This is a genomic window from Streptomyces sp. NBC_00239, from assembly GCF_036194065.1.
GTDB lineage: Bacteria > Actinomycetota > Actinomycetes > Streptomycetales > Streptomycetaceae > Streptomyces.
On sequence record NZ_CP108095.1, the window covers coordinates 4,899,256 to 4,915,374 of the forward strand.

12 protein-coding genes and 1 tRNA gene are annotated in these 16,119 nt (G+C 71.8%); 2 read left to right on the forward strand and 11 right to left on the reverse strand.

The window, feature by feature from the left end:
• Window positions 1-152: 152 nt before the first annotated feature.
• From OG764_RS21660 to OG764_RS21675, 4 genes are all read right to left on the reverse strand, one after another.
• Window positions 153-1,871 (reverse strand): FG-GAP repeat domain-containing protein, encoded by a 1,719-nt coding sequence (locus OG764_RS21660; RefSeq protein WP_328970074.1) that lies wholly within the window; start codon window positions 1,869-1,871, stop codon window positions 153-155.
• An 81-nt stretch (window positions 1,872-1,952) separates the two neighbouring features.
• Complete coding sequence (locus OG764_RS21665) at window positions 1,953-3,686, reverse strand: FG-GAP repeat domain-containing protein (RefSeq protein ID WP_328970075.1); 1,734 nt, start codon at window positions 3,684-3,686, stop codon at window positions 1,953-1,955.
• A gap of 220 nt (window positions 3,687-3,906) precedes the next feature.
• The gene (locus OG764_RS21670; RefSeq protein WP_328970076.1) at window positions 3,907-4,581 is read right to left on the reverse strand and encodes a TetR/AcrR family transcriptional regulator; all 675 of its coding nucleotides are present in this window, start codon (window positions 4,579-4,581) and stop codon (window positions 3,907-3,909) included.
• Window positions 4,578-5,558: an acyl-CoA desaturase gene (locus OG764_RS21675; protein ID WP_328970077.1), complete on the reverse strand. Its 981-nt coding sequence runs from the start codon at window positions 5,556-5,558 to the stop codon at window positions 4,578-4,580. Before OG764_RS21675 ends, OG764_RS21670 begins: the two co-directional genes overlap by 4 nt.
• 332 nt (window positions 5,559-5,890) lie before the next feature.
• On the opposite strand from OG764_RS21675, the gene ppc reads away from it, so the two are divergent.
• Window positions 5,891-8,653, forward strand: coding sequence for a phosphoenolpyruvate carboxylase (gene ppc, locus OG764_RS21680; RefSeq protein ID WP_443056010.1), 2,763 nt, complete (start codon window positions 5,891-5,893; stop codon window positions 8,651-8,653).
• Window positions 8,654-8,752: 99 nt separating this feature from the next.
• Here ppc and pth read toward each other — a convergent pair whose 3' ends face one another.
• From pth to OG764_RS21705, 5 genes are all read right to left on the reverse strand, one after another.
• Complete coding sequence (gene pth, locus OG764_RS21685) at window positions 8,753-9,346, reverse strand: aminoacyl-tRNA hydrolase (protein ID WP_328970078.1); 594 nt, start codon at window positions 9,344-9,346, stop codon at window positions 8,753-8,755.
• Between the two features lie 113 nt (window positions 9,347-9,459).
• Complete coding sequence (locus OG764_RS21690) at window positions 9,460-10,041, reverse strand: 50S ribosomal protein L25/general stress protein Ctc (RefSeq protein WP_328970079.1); 582 nt, start codon at window positions 10,039-10,041, stop codon at window positions 9,460-9,462.
• Window positions 10,042-10,231: 190 nt separating this feature from the next.
• Entirely contained in the window at window positions 10,232-11,209 is a 978-nt protein-coding gene (locus tag OG764_RS21695) for a ribose-phosphate diphosphokinase (RefSeq protein WP_328970080.1), read from the reverse strand.
• 125 nt (window positions 11,210-11,334) lie between these two features.
• Entirely contained in the window at window positions 11,335-12,783 is a 1,449-nt protein-coding gene (glmU, locus tag OG764_RS21700; protein ID WP_328970081.1) for a bifunctional UDP-N-acetylglucosamine diphosphorylase/glucosamine-1-phosphate N-acetyltransferase GlmU, read from the reverse strand.
• 217 nt (window positions 12,784-13,000) lie between these two features.
• Window positions 13,001-13,072: transfer RNA gene (locus OG764_RS21705), tRNA-Gln, on the reverse strand.
• A gap of 175 nt (window positions 13,073-13,247) precedes the next feature.
• Here OG764_RS21705 and OG764_RS21710 point away from each other — a divergent pair.
• On the forward strand, window positions 13,248-14,540 hold the full coding sequence (locus OG764_RS21710; protein WP_328970082.1) for a sensor histidine kinase: 1,293 nt from the start codon (window positions 13,248-13,250) through the stop codon (window positions 14,538-14,540).
• 289 nt (window positions 14,541-14,829) lie between these two features.
• Here the strand turns inward: OG764_RS21710 and OG764_RS21715 are convergent, their stop codons facing one another.
• Window positions 14,830-15,360, reverse strand: a complete 531-nt coding sequence (locus tag OG764_RS21715) for an SUKH-3 domain-containing protein (protein WP_328970083.1) — start codon at window positions 15,358-15,360, stop codon at window positions 14,830-14,832.
• 8 nt (window positions 15,361-15,368) lie between these two features.
• Window positions 15,369-15,902 carry a YwqJ-related putative deaminase gene (locus OG764_RS21720; RefSeq protein ID WP_328970084.1) on the reverse strand — a complete coding sequence of 178 codons (534 nt, stop codon included), beginning with the start codon at window positions 15,900-15,902 and terminating at the stop codon, window positions 15,369-15,371.
• Window positions 15,903-16,119 lie beyond the last annotated feature (217 nt).

The window sequence follows — 16,119 nt, forward strand, 5'->3', positions numbered from 1 at the left end:
CAGGATGAGTTGCTTGAGCGCATCTCGGGTGGTGCCGTGGGCGTTGCCCGCCCTCGGTCTCCCGCCGCGTCGCGGCCCGCGGCACGGCCCGCGACACGAAGATGCCCCGCCCCCCGCGGCGTATGCCGGGGGCGGGGCATCCTCGGTGGTGTCTAGTACAGGTTGCGGTAGATCTGGTAGCCCGTGCCGATCCGGGCGCGGGCGGTCAGCTTGCCGGTGCCGTACGAGGTGTAGCGCCACAGGTTGCCCGCGGAGTCGGACGCGACCAGGTCGGCGCGGCCGTCGCCGGTCAGGTCGCCGGTCACGACGAGCTGGCGGTACGCGCCGTAGCCGGTGCCGATCTTCACGCGGCCCGCGAACGGGGAGCGCGCGTTGCCGGTGCCCGGGTACAGGTACAGGTTGCCGCGGCCGTCGCGGGCCACGAGGTCCGCGCGGCCGTCGCCGGTCATGTCGCCGGCGCCGGTCAGCTTGTTGTAACCGCCCCAGCCCGCACCGACCTTGATGCGCGGGGACACGGTCTTGCCGTGGCCGCGGTACAGGTAGAGGCTGCCCGAGCGGTCCCGCGCGAGCAGGTCGCCGCGGCCGTCGCCGTCGAGGTCGCCGGGGCCGGCGATCGCGTTGTAGACGCCCCAGCCCGCGCCCGCGTCCGTGTTCTCCAGGAACAGGTGCCCGTTCCAGATCTCCACGAGGTCGCCGTCGCTGTCGTTGTCCAGCGAGGACACGTAGCTGACGTTGGCGCCGGCCCAGCCGCCGGGCTTGCTGTACTGCTGGCGGGCGCCCAGGAAGCCGTTGTTCTTGGAGTAGTACCACCACAGCGTGCCCGCCGCGTCCCGGCCGACCAGGTCGTTGCGGCCGAAGCCGGGGATGCCGCCCTGCGCCGCGAAGTTGGTGGAGACGTTCCAGCGGTCGCCCGCGTACGCGCGCGGCTTGAAGGTGCCCGTGCCGGTGGACGCGTGGAGGTACGCGGCGCCGCCCGGCGTACGGGCCATCAGGTCGCCCTTGCCGTCGCCGTTGCGGTCGTCGACGCCGACGAGCTGGTTGTACACCTGGTAGCCGAAGCCGGACTTCTTGCGGGTCCCGAACGGGGTGCGCAGGACTCCGGTGCCCGGGTAGGTGTACACGTCGCCGCCGGACGTGCGGACCAGGAGGTCGGCCTTGCCGTCGCCGTTGGTGTCGCCCATGCCCACGAGCTGGTCGAAGGCCTGCCAGCCGCCGCCGACCTTCACCGGGGCCTGGAACGGCCCGCGCGGGTTGCCGGTGTTGCGGTACAGGAACAGCGTGCCGGCGGGCGTACGGGCCAGCAGGTCGGTGCGGCCGTCGCCGGTCAGGTCGCCGGGTGCGATGACCTTGTTGTACGCCTGCCAGCCGCGGCCGGTCCACTTGGCGGTGGTGGAGGTGCCCGCGCGGCCCGTGCCCGGGTACAGGCTGAGGGCGCCGTCGGCGCTCAGCGTCATCACGTCGGTGAGCCGCGTCGAGGACAGGCGGCCGACCGGGATGACGTCCTTGTACTCGAAGTTCGTGGCGGGCCGGCCGACCTTGTACGTGAACGTGGCGCCGCCGCTGCCCGGGTTGACGCGGTACTGGCCGTCGATGGAGCGGTAGAGCACGTCCGGCTTGCCGTCGCCGTCCGCGTCGAAGCGCGGGGCGGTACGGGTCGCGGCCGAGGCGGCGAAGGCGTCGCGCGGGGCGGCGGCCGCGGGCAGTGCGCCGGGCAGCTCGGTGACCTGCGGGGCCGGGTGCCCCGAGGAGCGGTACGGGCGGTCGGCGCCGGGCGCGTCGGCCGCGGTCGCCGGGCCGGCCAGCAGGGTGCCGGCGGCCAGCGCGATGGTGGTGCAGGCCGCGATGCGGCCCAGGTGCTTCTTCTGCGTCACGAAACTCCCCCTGGAAACTTCCCCCGGAAACAAACGAACAGGTGCCCCGCCCCTGTCGCAGGGGTGGGGCACCTCAGAAAATTAGTACAGGTTCGGGTAGATCTGGTAACCCGTTCCGACCTTCGCGCGGGCGGTGAGCTTCGTGTTGCCGTACGAGTCGTAGCGCCACAGCGTGCCCGCCGAGTCGGTCGCGACGAGGTCGGCGCGGCCGTCGCCGGTCAGGTCGCCGGTGACCACCAGGTTCTTGTAGATGCCGAAGCCGGTGCCGACCTTGACGCGCGCCGCGAACGGCACGGCCGCCTGGCCGGTGCCCGGGTAGACGTACAGGTCGCCGTTGGTCGCGCGGGCCAGCAGGTCGGCGCGGCCGTCACCGGTGAGGTCGCCGGCGCCGGTCAGCTTGTTGAAGCCGCCCCAGCCCGCGCCGACCTTGACGCGGGAGGCGAAGCCGGTGCCGGCGCCGTTGCCGCGGTAGAGGTAGAGCGTGCCGCCGCCGTCACGGGCCAGCAGGTCGCCCTTGCCGTCGCCGGACAGGTCGCCGGGGCCGAAGACGTGGTTGTAGATCTGCCAGCCGGAGGTCACCGGCTCGCCGTTCACGTACAGCTTGCCGCTGTAGACCTCCAGCATGTCGGCGAAGCCGTACTGGGGGCGGAGGGCGGACGCGGTGGAGAACTTCGCGCCCTTCCATCCGGCGGTCGGACCCACCTGCTGACGCTTGGCCAGCGTGCCGTTGTTCTTGGAGTAGTACCACCACATGGTGCCGGCGGCGTCGCGGGCGAACAGGTCCGCACGGTCGAAGTCCGGGACGCCGCCCTGGCCCGCGAACTGGGTGACGGCGTTGAAGCCGGTGCCGAGCGCGACGCGGGCCTCGACCCCGCCGGTGCCGTTGGCCGGGTACAGGTACAGCTGGCCGGAGGGGGTGCGCGCGAACAGGTCGCCGTTGCCGTCGCCGTCGATGTCGTCGACGCCGACGAGCTGGTTGTAGATCTGGTAGCCGGTGCCGATCTTGGCCGCCGGCTTGAACGGCGTGGCGGCGACGCCGGTGCCCAGGTACGAGAACAGGTCGCCGGAGGCGTTGCGGGCCACGACGTCGGCGATCGCGTCGCCGTTGATGTCGTTCGCGCCGACCAGCTGGTCGAAGGCCTGCCAGCCCGCGCCGATCTTGACCGCCGACTTGAACGGCGAGCTCAGGACGCCGCTGGCCTCGTACAGGTAGAGCGCGCCGGCGTGGGTGCGGGCCAGCAGGTCGGCCCTGCCGTCGCCGGTCAGGTCGCCGGGCGAGAAGACCTTGTTGTACATCTGCCAGCCACCGCCGGACCAGGTCGCGGTGAAGGCCGACCCCAGAGTCCCGTGACCCTCGAACAGCGACAGCCGCCCGTCCGCGCCGAGGGCCAGCAGGTCGCTGTAGCTCGCCGCGTCCCCGTGCACGTCTCCGACCGGGATGACGTCCTTGTAGGCCAGGGTCTCGGTGCTCTGGCCGATCGTGACCTGGATGTCGGCGGAGCTGTCGTGCGAGCCCACGTAGTAGTGGCCGTCGATGCCCCGGTAGAGCACGTCTGCGCGGCCGTCGTGGTCGGCGTCGTAGCGCGGCGCGGCGGCCTCGCCGGTGGCCGCGAAGGTGCCGCGGCGCACGGAAGCCGGCAGTTCCAGGTCGACCTTCCGGTCCGGCTTCGGGGCGACCCGCTCCACCGCGCCGCGCGGCGGCACGTCGGAGCCGGCGGCGGACGCCGGGGTCGCGGCCAGCAGCGTGCCGGCGGACAGGGCGAGGGCGGTGCAGGCCGCGATGCGGCCGGCGCGCTGGTGGCGCGAGGTGTTCAAGGTCCCCCCAGGGACGGTGGTGTCGGGCCGCCGGGGGAGTGCGGCCGGGTGTACAGGACTCCGCGGCACACGTGGGCGCGGAGAGGGATCCCCCGAAAGTCTGCGAGAAAGCTATATGGCCGGTTCCGGAAAAAAGAAGACGCTCCCTGTACAACCTTTCTCGCGAAGGGTGTACAGGGAGCGCGATGCGGGTATCAGGCGCGGCTCAGCTCAGCTCAGCTCAGCTCTTGCGGTGCCCCACCAGCCGCGGCTTCGCCTCCAGGCCGTCCAGCCCGTGCCAGGCCAGGTTCACCAGGTGCGCCGCGACCTCCGCCTTCTTCGGGCGGCGGGTCTCCAGCCACCACTGGCCCGTCAGCGCGACCATGCCCACCAGCGCCTGCGCGTACAGCGGCGCCAGCTTCGGGTCGAAGCCGCGGGCCTTGAACTCCAGCCCCAGAATGTCCTCGACCTGCGTGGCGATGTCACTGATCAGCGAGGCGAAGGTGCCCGTGGACTGGGCCACCGGCGAGTCCCGGACCAGGATCCGGAAGCCGTCCGTGTAGCTCTCGATGTAGTCCAGCAGTGCGAAGGCCGCCTGCTCCAGCAGCTCCCGGGGGTGGCCCGCCGTCAGCGCGCCCGTCACCCCGTCCAGCAGCTGCCGCATCTCCCGGTCGACGACGACCGCGTACAGGCCCTCCTTGCCGCCGAAGTGTTCGTACACCACCGGCTTGGACACCCCGGCCTTCGCCGCGATCTCCTCCACCGAGGTGCCTTCGAAACCCTTCTCCGCGAAGAGGGTGCGACCGATGTCGAGCAGTTGCTGACGCCGTTCGGCGCCCGTCATCCGGACCCGGCGGCCACGCCGGGGCTTGTCGTTGCTGGAGTTGCTGCCGTCGATCGCCACGTCACCCATCATGCCGCGTTCGCAGCCTTCTCCTTGCGCCGGGCGTCGATCCGCGCCTCCGACGGCCACCGCACGTCGGAGGCCCATCCGGCCAGCTCGAACCAGCGGATCAGCCGCGCGCTGGAGTCGACCTGCCCGCGCAGCACGCCGTGGCGCGCCGAGGTCGGATCGGCGTGGTGCAGGTTGTGCCACGACTCGCCGCAGGACAGCACCGCCAGCCACCACACGTTGCCCGAACGGTCGCGGGACTTGAACGGGCGCTGCCCCACTGCGTGGCAGATCGAGTTGATCGACCACGTCACGTGGTGCAGCAGGGACACCCGCACCAGGGACCCCCAGAAGAACGCCGTGAACGCGCCCCACCAGGACATCGTCACCAGACCGCCCACGAGCGGCGGGATCGCCAGCGACAGGATCGTCCAGAACACGAAGTCACGGCTGATCCGCCGGATCGCGGGGTCCTTGATCAGGTCGGGGGCGTACTTCTGCTGGTTCGTCTGCTCCTCGTCGAACAGCCACCCGATGTGGGCCCACCACAGGCCCTTCATCAGCGCCGGCAGCGTCTCGCCGAACCGCCAGGGCGAATGCGGGTCGCCCTCGTCGTCCGAGAACTTGTGGTGCTTGCGGTGGTCCGCCACCCACCGCACCAGCGGACCCTCCACCGCCATCGAGCCCGCGATCGCCAGCGCGATCCGCAGCGGCCGCGTCGCCTTGAAGGAACCGTGCGTGAAGTAACGGTGGAAACCGATGGTGATGCCGTGGCAGGCCAGGAAGTACATGAACACCATCAGACCCAGGTCCAGCCAGCTCACCCCCCAGCCCCACGCCAGCGGCACCGCCGCGGCCAGCGCCACGAACGGCACGACGATGAAGAGGAGCAGCGCGATCTGCTCGACGGACCGCTTGCTCTCCCCGCCCAGCGTGGCGGATTCCGGTTCGACGCCGGGCCCCTCCGGGTTCTCTTCGAGCACATCCGGGCTGATCGTCATGACGTTCCCCTGAGGGTGAGGCATTCGGCGGTCGCCGAGGCTGCGGACCCCGGCGGTCACCGAGGCTACGGACCCGTAACCTACGGCAACGTAAGTATCTCAGCGAGGGCCCCTCCGGCCAAGGGCATCCGTCCGCCCCGCGAGACATGCGACCGGACCTATACCGGCGACACCTATCCTTGGTCCCGTCGGACAGCGCGGTCCGCACGGGCAGCCCGGGGCTGCGCACCACGCGGGGAACCCTCCGGACACCATCCGGGGAAGCACCGCCGCGTGCCCGTCCCCGGACCCCACCTCCCAGTAGCGCTCGAACACTGCAAGGAGCCGCACCTGTGAGCAGTGCCGACCACACCTCCGCCGTCCAGGGCACCGCCGCCCCGGCCCACAACGCCAACGCAGAGCTGCGTGCGGACATCCGCCGCCTCGGCGACCTCCTCGGCGAGACCCTCGTACGCCAGGAAGGCCAGGACCTCCTCGACCTCGTCGAACGCGTCCGCGCCCTCACCCGCACCGACGGCGAGGCCGCCGCCGAGCTGCTCGGCGACACCGACCTGGAGACCGCCGCCCGGCTGGTACGCGCCTTCTCCACCTACTTCCACCTCGCCAACGTCACCGAGCAGGTGCACCGCGGCAAGGAGCTGCGCGCCCACCGCGCGGCCGAAGGCGGCCTGCTGGCCCGCACCGCCGACATGCTCAAGGACGCCGACCCCGAGCACCTGCGCGAGACGGTCCGCAACCTCAACGTCCGGCCCGTCTTCACGGCCCACCCCACCGAGGCCGCCCGCCGCAGCGTCCTGAACAAGCTGCGCCGCATCGCCGCCCTCCTGGAGGAGCCCGTCACCGGCGCCGGCGACCGCCGCCGCCACGACCTGCGGCTCGCCGAGAACATCGACCTCATCTGGCAGACCGACGAGCTGCGCGTGGTCCGCCCCGAGCCCTCCGACGAGGCCCGCAACGCGATCTACTACCTCGACGAGCTGCACGCCGGAGCCGTCGGCGACGTCCTGGAGGACCTCGCCGCGGAGCTCCAGCGCGTCGGCGTCGAGCTGCCGCCGGGCACCCGCCCGCTCACCTTCGGCACGTGGATCGGCGGTGACCGCGACGGCAACCCCAACGTCACCCCCGAGGTCACCCGCGAGGTGCTGATCCTCCAGCACGAGCACGGCATCACCGACGCCCTCGAACTCGTCGACTTCCTGCGCGGACTGCTCTCGAACTCCATCCGCTACGCCGGCGCCACCGAGGAGCTCCTCACCTCGCTCCAGGCCGACCTCGAACGACTCCCCGAGATCAGCCCCCGCTACAAGCGCCTCAACGCGGAAGAGCCCTACCGGCTCAAGGCCACCTGCATCCGCCAGAAGCTGGTCAACACCCGGGACCGCCTCGCCAAGGGCACCCCGCACGAGGAGGGCCGCGACTACCTCGGCACCGCCGAGCTGCTCAGCGACCTCACCCTCATCCAGACCTCCCTGCGCGAACACCGCGGCGCGCTCTTCGCCGACGGCCGCATGGACCGCACCATCCGCACCCTCGCCGCCTTCGGCCTGCAGCTCGCCACCATGGACGTGCGCGAGCACGCCGACGCGCACCACCACGCGCTCGGGCAGCTCTTCGACCGGCTCGGCGAGGAGTCCTGGCGGTACGCGGACATGCCGCGCGACTACCGGCAGAAGCTCCTCGCGAAGGAGCTGCGCTCGCGCCGCCCCCTCGCACCCACCCCGGCCCCGCTCGACGCGGCCGGCCAGAAGACCCTCGGCGTCTTCGACACCATCAAGGACGCCTTCGAGAAGTTCGGCCCCGAGGTCATCGAGTCGTACATCATCTCGATGTGCCAGGGCGCCGACGACGTCTTCGCCGCGGCCCTCCTCGCCCGCGAGGCCGGCCTCATCGACCTGCACGGCGGCTGGGCCAAGATCGGCATCGTGCCGCTCCTGGAGACCACCGACGAGCTCAAGGCCGCCGACGTCATCCTCGACGCGATGCTCGCCGACCCCTCCTACCGCCGCCTGGTCTCCCTGCGCGGCGACGTCCAGGAGGTCATGCTCGGCTACTCGGACTCCTCCAAGTTCGGCGGCATCACCACCAGCCAGTGGGAGATCCACCGCGCCCAGCGCCGACTGCGTGACGTCGCCCACCGCTACGGCGTCCGGCTGCGCCTCTTCCACGGCCGCGGCGGCACCGTCGGCCGCGGCGGCGGCCCCTCGCACGACGCGATCCTCGCCCAGCCCTGGGGCACCCTCGAAGGCGAGATCAAGGTCACCGAGCAGGGCGAGGTCATCTCCGACAAGTACCTCGTCCCGTCGCTGGCCCGCGAGAACCTCGAACTGACCGTCGCCGCCACCCTGCAGGCCTCCGCCCTGCACACCGCGCCGCGCCAGTCCGACGAGGCCCTCTCCCGCTGGGACGCGGCCATGGACACCGTCTCCGACGCCGCGCACGACGCCTACCGGGCGCTCGTCGAAGACCCCGACCTGCCGTCGTACTTCTTCGCGGCCACCCCCGTCGACCAGCTCGCCGACCTCCACCTCGGCTCGCGGCCCTCCCGCCGCCCCGACTCCGGCGCCGGCCTCGACGGCCTGCGCGCCATCCCGTGGGTGTTCGGCTGGACCCAGTCCCGCCAGATCGTCCCCGGCTGGTACGGCGTCGGCTCCGGCCTCAAGGCGCTGCGCGACGCCGGCCAGGAGGACGTGCTCGCCGAAATGCAGGAGCGCTGGGGCTTCTTCCGTAACTTCCTGTCCAACGTCGAGATGACGCTGGCCAAGACCGACCTGCGGATCGCCCGCCACTACGTCGACACCCTCGTGCCCGACGAGCTCAAGCACGTCTTCGCCACCATCGAGGCCGAACACGAGCTCACGGTCCGCGAGGTCCTGCGCATCACCGGCGGCGAGAAGCTCCTCGACTCCCAGCCGGTCCTGCAGCAGACGTTCGCCGTCCGCGACGCCTACCTGGACCCGATCTCCTACCTCCAGGTCTCCCTGCTCGCCCGCCAGCGCGCCGCCGCCGCCCGCGGCGAGGACCCGGACCCGCTGCTCGGCCGGGCGCTGCTCCTCACCGTCAACGGCGTCGCCGCCGGCCTGCGCAACACCGGCTGACGGCCCGCCCCACGGCACGACGAAGCCCCCCGCGCCCGCAACCGGGCCGGGGGGCTTCCCCGTACGCGCCGCGCCCCGGGGGACACCGGCGCGCGAAGGTCAGGAGTTGTACGTGGACTGGGCCCGCTCCAGGCCCTCCAGGACCAGCGACTCCACCGCGTCCGCCGACCGGTCCACGAACCAGTCCAGCTCCTTGCGCTCCGTGGACGAGAAGTCCTTGAGCACGAAGTCGGCGACCTGCATCCGGCCCGGCGGGCGCCCGATCCCGCAGCGCACCCGGTGGTAGTCCGCACCCATCGACTTCGTCATCGACTTCAGGCCGTTGTGCCCGTTGTCCCCGCCGCCGAGCTTCAGCCGCAGCGTCGCGTAGTCGATGTCCAGCTCGTCGTGGACCGCGACGATCCGCTCCACCGGCACCTTGTAGAAGTCCCGCAGCGCCGTCACCGGCCCGCCCGACAGGTTCATGAACGACATCGGCTTGGCCAGGATCACCCGGCGGTTCGCCGGCCCGGGCGGACCGATCCGGCCCTCCAGCACCTGCGCCCGCGCCTTGTGCGCCTTGAACTTGCCGCCGATCCGCTCTGCCAGCAGGTCGGCCACCATGAAACCGATGTTGTGGCGATTGCCCGCGTACTCGGCGCCCGGATTGCCCAGACCCACGATCAGCCACGGAACCGTCGCATCATCCGCCATCAGAAAAGCTCCTCAACATGGGACGACCGCCGTCCCGCTCCCAGTGGAGCAGCACGGCGGTCGTTCGGCAAAAGCCGGAAAACCCTCAAGCCCTAGCCCGGAGAGGCAGAGGCTCAGGCCTCGGTGCCCTCGGCCTCGGCGGCCGGCTCCTCGGCCTGCGGGGAGACGACCTGGAGGACGGCGATGTCACCGTCGACGGCCAGGGTGGTGCCCTTCGGGAGGACCAGGTCCTTGGCGTGGATGGTCGCGCCGGCCTCGAGGCCCGCGATGGAGACGGTGACCTCGGTCGGGATGTGGGTGGCCTCGGCCTCGACCGAGATGGTGTTCTGGAGGGTCTCCAGCATGTTGCCACCGGCGGCCAGGTCGCCCTCGGTCACGATCGCGACGTCGACGGTGACCTTCTCGCCCTTCTGGACGATCAGGAAGTCGACGTGCGAGATGGAGCGCTTCAGCGGGTGACGCTGGATCGCCTTCGGGATGACCAGCTCGGTGCCGTCGCCCGCGATGTCCAGGGAGATCAGGACGTTCGGGGTCTTCAGCGCCATCATCAGGCCGTGGGCCTCGACGTTGACGTGCTTGGGGGCCTGGCCGTGGCCGTAGATGACCGCGGGGGTCTGGGCGGCGCGACGGGCCTGGCGGGCAGAGCCCTTGCCGAAGGTGTCACGGACAACGGCGGAAAGCTTGACCTCGGACATGCTCACTCCTCGTGGGGTGATGGAAACGGACACAGTCACCCGGCCTCTACGGCCTGCTACGAAGAGCGCGTCGATAACGGAGCACCCGCACGCAAGTGCGGCCTCCCTCGCCGAGCAACTTCACGAGTCTACCCGGCGGGAAGGCCGCACTTCAAAAGGATCTCTACGAGAGCCCTACCTCACTGCGCTGTTACTGCTGCTCCTCGAAGAGCGAGGTCACCGAGCCGTCCTCGAAGACCTCGCGCACCGCACGCGCCACCATCGGCGCGATCGACAGCACGGTGATCTTGTCGAGCTCCAGGTCGGACGGGTCCGGCAGCGTGTTCGTGAACACGAACTCGCTCACCTTCGAGTTCTTCAGGCGGTCCGCGGCCGGCCCCGACAGGATGCCGTGCGTCGCCGTCACGATGACGTCCTCGGCGCCGTGCGCGAACAGCGCCTCGGCCGCGGCGCAGATCGTGCCACCGGTGTCGATCATGTCGTCGACCAGGACGCAGATGCGGCCCTTGACGTCACCGACGACCTCGTGGACGGTCACCTGGTTGGCGACGTCCTTGTCGCGGCGCTTGTGGACGATCGCCAGCGGCGCGTCCAGACGGTCGCACCAGCGGTCGGCGACGCGCACGCGGCCGGCGTCCGGGGACACGATGGTCAGCTTCGAGCGGTCCACCTTCGCGCCCACGTAGTCCGCGAGCACCGGCAGCGCCGACAGGTGGTCCACCGGACCGTCGAAGAAGCCCTGGATCTGGTCCGTGTGCAGGTCGACGGTGAGGATGCGGTCGGCACCCGCCGTCTTCAGCAGGTCGGCCACCAGGCGCGCCGAGATCGGCTCGCGACCCTTGTGCTTCTTGTCCTGACGGGCGTAACCGTAGGACGGGATGATCACGGTGATCGAGCGGGCCGACGCGCGCTTGAGCGCGTCGATCATGATGAGCTGCTCCATGACCCACTTGTTGATGGGAGCCGTGTGGCTCTGCATCAGGAAGCAGTCCGCGCCGCGCGCCGACTCCTCGAAGCGGACGTAGATCTCACCGTTGGCGAAGTCGAAGGCCTTGGTCGGCACGAGGCCGACGCCCAGCTGGTGCGCGACCTCCTCGGCCAGCTCGGGGTGGGCGCGGCCGGAGAAGAGCATCAGCTTCTTCTCGCCGGTCGTCTTGATCCCGGTCACAGCACAGTCTCCTCAGACGTGTTGAAAGCTGCTGCGCCCCCGTGCGCGTCCGTCCCGCGCACGGTGAGCCAGCCGAATTGCGTGCACCTATCACGGTACGCCGTCAGCGGCGCACCTGTTTCCGGTCAGACTTCGCCGGCGGCAGGCTGTTCCGCCGACTGAGCCGCCTGTGCGGCGGCGCTTCCCGGACGCTTACGGGCCACCCAGCCCTCGATATTCCGCTGCTGGCCCCGGGCCACCGCCAGGGCGCCCGGCGGCACGTCCTTCGTGATCACGGAGCCCGCGGCGGTGTAGGCGCCGTCTCCGATGGTGACGGGTGCCACAAACATGTTGTCCGAACCGGTCCGGCAGTGCGAGCCGACCGTGGAGTGGTGCTTGTGCTCGCCGTCGTAGTTCACGAAGACGCTCGCGGCGCCGATGTTCGAGTACTCGCCGATCGTGGCGTCGCCCACGTACGACAGGTGGGGCACCTTCGAGCCCTCGCCGATCGTCGCGTTCTTCATCTCGACGTACGCGCCGGCCTTGGACTTCGCGCCCAGGTCGGTGCCCGGACGCAGGTACGCGAACGGCCCCACGTTCGCCGCCTCGCCGATCACGGCCGAGTCCGCGACCGAGTTGTCCACCCGGGCCCGCGGGCCCACCACGGTGTCCTTCAGGCGCGTGTTGGGGCCGACCTCGGCGCCTTCGGCGATCCGGGTGGCGCCCAGCAGCTGCGTGCCCGGGTGGATGACCGCGTCCTGGCCGAAAGCGACCGTCACGTCGACGAACGTGGACGCCGGGTCCACCACCGTCACGCCGGCCAGCATGGCCTGCTCCAGGAGGCGCGCGTTCAGCAGCGCCCGGGCCTCGGCCAGCTGCACCCGGTTGTTGATGCCCAGGATCTCCCGGTGGTCCCCGCCGACCGCGGCGCCCACCCGGTGCCCGGCCTCGCGCAGGATGCCCAGCACGTCGGTCAGGTACTCCTCGCCCTGGCTGTTGTCCGTACGGACCTTGCCGAGGGCGTCGGCGAGCAGTGCGCCGTCGAAGGCGAACACGCCGGAGTTGATCTCGCGGACGGCCCGCTGGGCGTCGGTGGCGTCCTTGTGCTCCACGATCGCGGTGACGGCGCCGGTGGCCGCGTCCCGGATGATCCGGCCGTAGCCGGTGGAGTCGGGCACCTCTGCGGTGAGCACGGTGACGGCGTTGCCGTCGGCCTCGTGGGTCGCGGTGAGCTGCGCCAGGGTCGTGCCGGTCAGCAGCGGGGTGTCCCCGCAGACCACGACGACGGTCCCGGTGAGCGGGCCCCCGAGCTCCTCCAGGGCCATCCGGACCGCGTGGCCGGTGCCGTTCTGCTCGTACTGGACGGCGGTGCGGACCTCGGTGTCGATCGCGGCGAGGTGGGCGGCGACCCGCTCGCGGGCGTGTCCCACGACGACGACGAGGTGCTGCGGCTCCAGCTCGCGGGAGGCGGCGACGACGTGTCCGACGAGCGAGCGCCCGCAGAGTTCGTGGAGGACCTTGGGGGTGGCCGACTTCATGCGGGTGCCCTCACCCGCTGCGAGGACGACGACGGCTGCCGGGCGGTTGGCGCTCACGGGTGTGCCCTTCGGCTTCGGGGGTGGACCACCGAAGGATACCGGGGCGTTTAGCTCCGTTAACGAGCACGGGTCCCGACCGCGGACGGGCGCGGGTCCGGAGCCTGCACGGACACGGGTCCAGGCCGGGGGCGCGTGCGGGCCGCGGGCGCCGGCGGTCGGGTCCGGAAACGACGCGGGGGTCCCGGCCGATACGGCCGGGACCCCCGCGTGTGGGCTCCCCTGTCAGGACTCGAACCCGAACATAAGGCACCAAAAGCCTCAGTGCTGCCAATTACACCACAGGGGATTAATTCGACTGAACCGGACAATGTGCCGTCCTGGTCCCGTCGACCGGACCTACTATGCCGCACCAACCCCCTCGAATGCGACGGTGAAAGTGCGGAAACGAGGCCCTCGAGGGTGATCTCGCCACGGGTTATTTCCCGTGGGCGCGCCGTGGGGCCGACCGTAGGGTGGGCGGTATGACCAGTACGGGGGAACAGCAGGGCGGGGCCGGACGGGACGGGCCCCTGTGGTGGGAACGGCGGCGGGCCGCCGTGCTCGATGTCGCGCTGGCCGGGGTGTCCGCGGTCGAGTGCGCGGTGGAGGGCGTCGGCTTCGCCCGGGACGCCTCGCTGCCGCTGCCGGTGGGAGTGGTGTTCGGGCTGGTCGTGGGGGCGACCCTGGTGCTGCGGCGGCGCTGGCCGGCGGCCGTCGTCCTGGTGGGCATCGCGGTGACCCCGGCGGTGATGGGCTTCCTCCTCGGGATCGTCGGCCTGTACACGCTGGCCGCCTCCGAGGTGCCGCGCCGGATCACCGCCGTGCTGGCCTCGATGTCGCTGGTGGGCACCTTCGTCGTCACCTACGTGCGCACCCAGGGGGACGTGGGCACCGCCGACCGGTCGTACGTCGTGGTGCTCTCGGTGTTCATGGCGGTGGCGCTGACCGCGCCGCCGGTCCTGCTCGGCCTGTACATAGGGGCACGGCGGCGGCTGATGGAGAGCCTCCAGGAGCGTGCCGACTCGCTGGAGAGGGAGCTGTCGCTGCTCGCGGACCGGGCCGAGGAGCGGGCCGAGTGGGCCCGTACGGAGGAGCGGACGCGGATCGCGCGCGAGATGCACGACGTCGTGGCGCACCGGGTGAGCCTGATGGTGGTGCACGCGGCGGCGCTGGAGGCGGTCGCGGTCAAGGACCCTGCGAAGGCGGTGCGCAATGCCGCCCTGTTGGGGGACATGGGCCGGCAGGCGTTGACGGAACTGCGGGAGATGCTCGGGGTGCTGCGGGCCAGCGAGCCGGCGCGGGCGCCGGTGGCGCAGGTGCTCGCCCTGGCGGGGAACGTGGTGGAGGACGGCGGGCCGGCGCTGGTGGAGATCGAGGCGCTGGTCGGGCAGTCCCGCGCGGCCGGGATGGTGGTGGAGCTCGACGTGCGCGGGGACGCGCGGCCGTACCGCCCGGAGGTGGAGCAGACCGCCTACCGGGTGGTGCAGGAGGCGCTGACCAACTGCCACAAGCACGCGCCGGGCGCGCGGGTCACGGTGCGCCTGGCCCACCGCGGCGACGAGGTCGCCATGCAGGTGGAGAACGGGCCCTCGGACGCGCAGGCGGCCGGCGCCGGGCTGCCCAGCGGGGGCAACGGGCTGGTCGGCATGCGGGAGCGGGTGCTGGGGCTCGGCGGGGTGTTCGTGTCCGGGCCCACGGACGCGGGCGGCTTCCGGGTGTCGGCGGTGTTGCCGGACCGGTGCGAAGGGGAGCCCACCGGCCTCCCCGGCGTCTGAGGCGGACCTGTGCGGGGCCCGCCCGTGCCTCGCTGACGCCTTGGGGTGCAATTCCCGGCCTCGCCGGCGTTTGAGGCGCGGGGTTTGGGGCGGAGCCCCAAGCAACCCGGCTGGCGCCGGGCACCGGGCTCTGCCCGGACCCGCTCCTCAAACGCCGGAGGGGCTGAGGGTGTAAGCGCCGGAGGGGCTGGCGGGGCAAGCGCCGGAGGGGTTGGAGGGTGCGAGCGGGGCTGAGGGTGTAAGCGCCGGAGGGGTTGGAGGGTGCGAACGCCGGAGGGGTTGGGGGTGGTCAGGCCGTCGTGAGGCGGACCGGCTGGAGGCCGGTGAGGAGCGTGGTGAGGGCTTCGTCGATGCCCGCGCCGAGGTACCAGTCGCCGGTGTGGTCGATGCCGTAGACCCGGCCGCCCGCGTCGATCGCCAGGTGGCTGCGGCCGTCGGTCTCGATGCCGAGCGGGCAGACGTGGGTGTCGAGGGCGCGCCCCAGGTCGGCGAACGTACGGGCGAGGTGCAGCCCGGTGAGCGGGTCGAGCCGGACGGGCGCCGGGGCTATCTGGCGGCCGGGGCCGGCCGGACCGTAGCTGAGGCCGCCGAACTCCGCCCACGCCTCGACGGCGGCGGGGAAGACGGTGTGCCGGTGGCCCGCCGGGGTGGTGTGGTCGCGCAGCGCGTCGGCCCAGTACTCGGCCTGCTTGATGTCCCAGCGGCCGGGCTGCCAGCCCGCGGCCCGCAGGGCGGTGTCCACGGAGACCGGGAACCGGGTCGCCGAGGAGCGGTCGTACGACGCGCCGGCGGAGACGGAGGAGGAGGGGGAGGCGGCCATCGCGCGGGTCAGCCCTTCGTGGTGTCGTCGGGGGCGGTCAGGTCGACGGGGCGGACCCCGAAGTGCGTGAGCATGGCCTCGCAGGACCGGCAGGGAGGCGCGTAACTGCCGTGCAGGGGGTCGCCGTCCTCGCGGATCCGGCGGGCGGTGATCTTGGCCTGGCGCAGCGAGCGGCGGGCCTCGCCGTGGGTGAGGGGCTTGCGGGAGGCGCGCTTGCTGCGGGCGCCCTCGACGGCGGTGAGGTGGCGGGAGAGCAGGATCGCCTCCGGACATCGGCCGGTGAAGCGCTCGCGCCGCCCGGTGTCGAGCGTGTCGAGGAAGTCCTGCACGAGGGGGTGCAGGGCGGGCGGCTGGTCGCCCTTGCCCGCGGTGCCGGTGAGCGTTTCGCCGCGGACGGAGAGGGCTGCGGCGACGGTGGGGAGGATGCCGTCGCGGCGGAACCTGAGGATCGGGGCCCGGTTGCCCTCGTGGGGGCTCCAGGGGAGGCGCGGGTCGCCCGTAGTGTCCGGTTCCCGGCTGCTGCGTGGTGCCGTTTTCTGCATGGTGCTGCTTTCCTCCCGTGGCTCGCGGTGTCCCCGCTGTCGCGCACGCCCCCGCGCTGTTGGGACAGCCTGCCAAATGTCCCCAGTGATGCGGAAGCGGGGTCGAATATTCGTATCAATTCGGATGTTCCCGGCCGCGCGGGAGGCATGGGGTGGAGGGTGGCGTACGGGGAGGGGGACGCCCTTGCGGGAGCGCATAGGCTGTGCGGAACCAGCC

Bases quoted from the DNA above. Each gene is read 5' to 3' on its own strand.
- OG764_RS21715 (WP_328970083.1), bottom strand. From the start codon at position 15,360: ATGGCCGCCTCCCCCTCCTCCTCCGTCTCCGCCGGCGCGTCGTACGAC.
- OG764_RS21720 (WP_328970084.1), bottom strand. From the start codon at position 15,902: ATGCAGAAAACGGCACCACGCAGCAGCCGGGAACCGGACACTACGGGC.
- OG764_RS21710 (WP_328970082.1), top strand. From the start codon at position 13,248: ATGACCAGTACGGGGGAACAGCAGGGCGGGGCCGGACGGGACGGGCCC.
- OG764_RS21690 (WP_328970079.1), bottom strand. From the start codon at position 10,041: ATGTCCGAGGTCAAGCTTTCCGCCGTTGTCCGTGACACCTTCGGCAAG.
- pth (WP_328970078.1), bottom strand. From the start codon at position 9,346: ATGGCGGATGATGCGACGGTTCCGTGGCTGATCGTGGGTCTGGGCAAT.
- OG764_RS21675 (WP_328970077.1), bottom strand. From the start codon at position 5,558: ATGACGATCAGCCCGGATGTGCTCGAAGAGAACCCGGAGGGGCCCGGC.
- OG764_RS21670 (WP_328970076.1), bottom strand. From the start codon at position 4,581: ATGATGGGTGACGTGGCGATCGACGGCAGCAACTCCAGCAACGACAAG.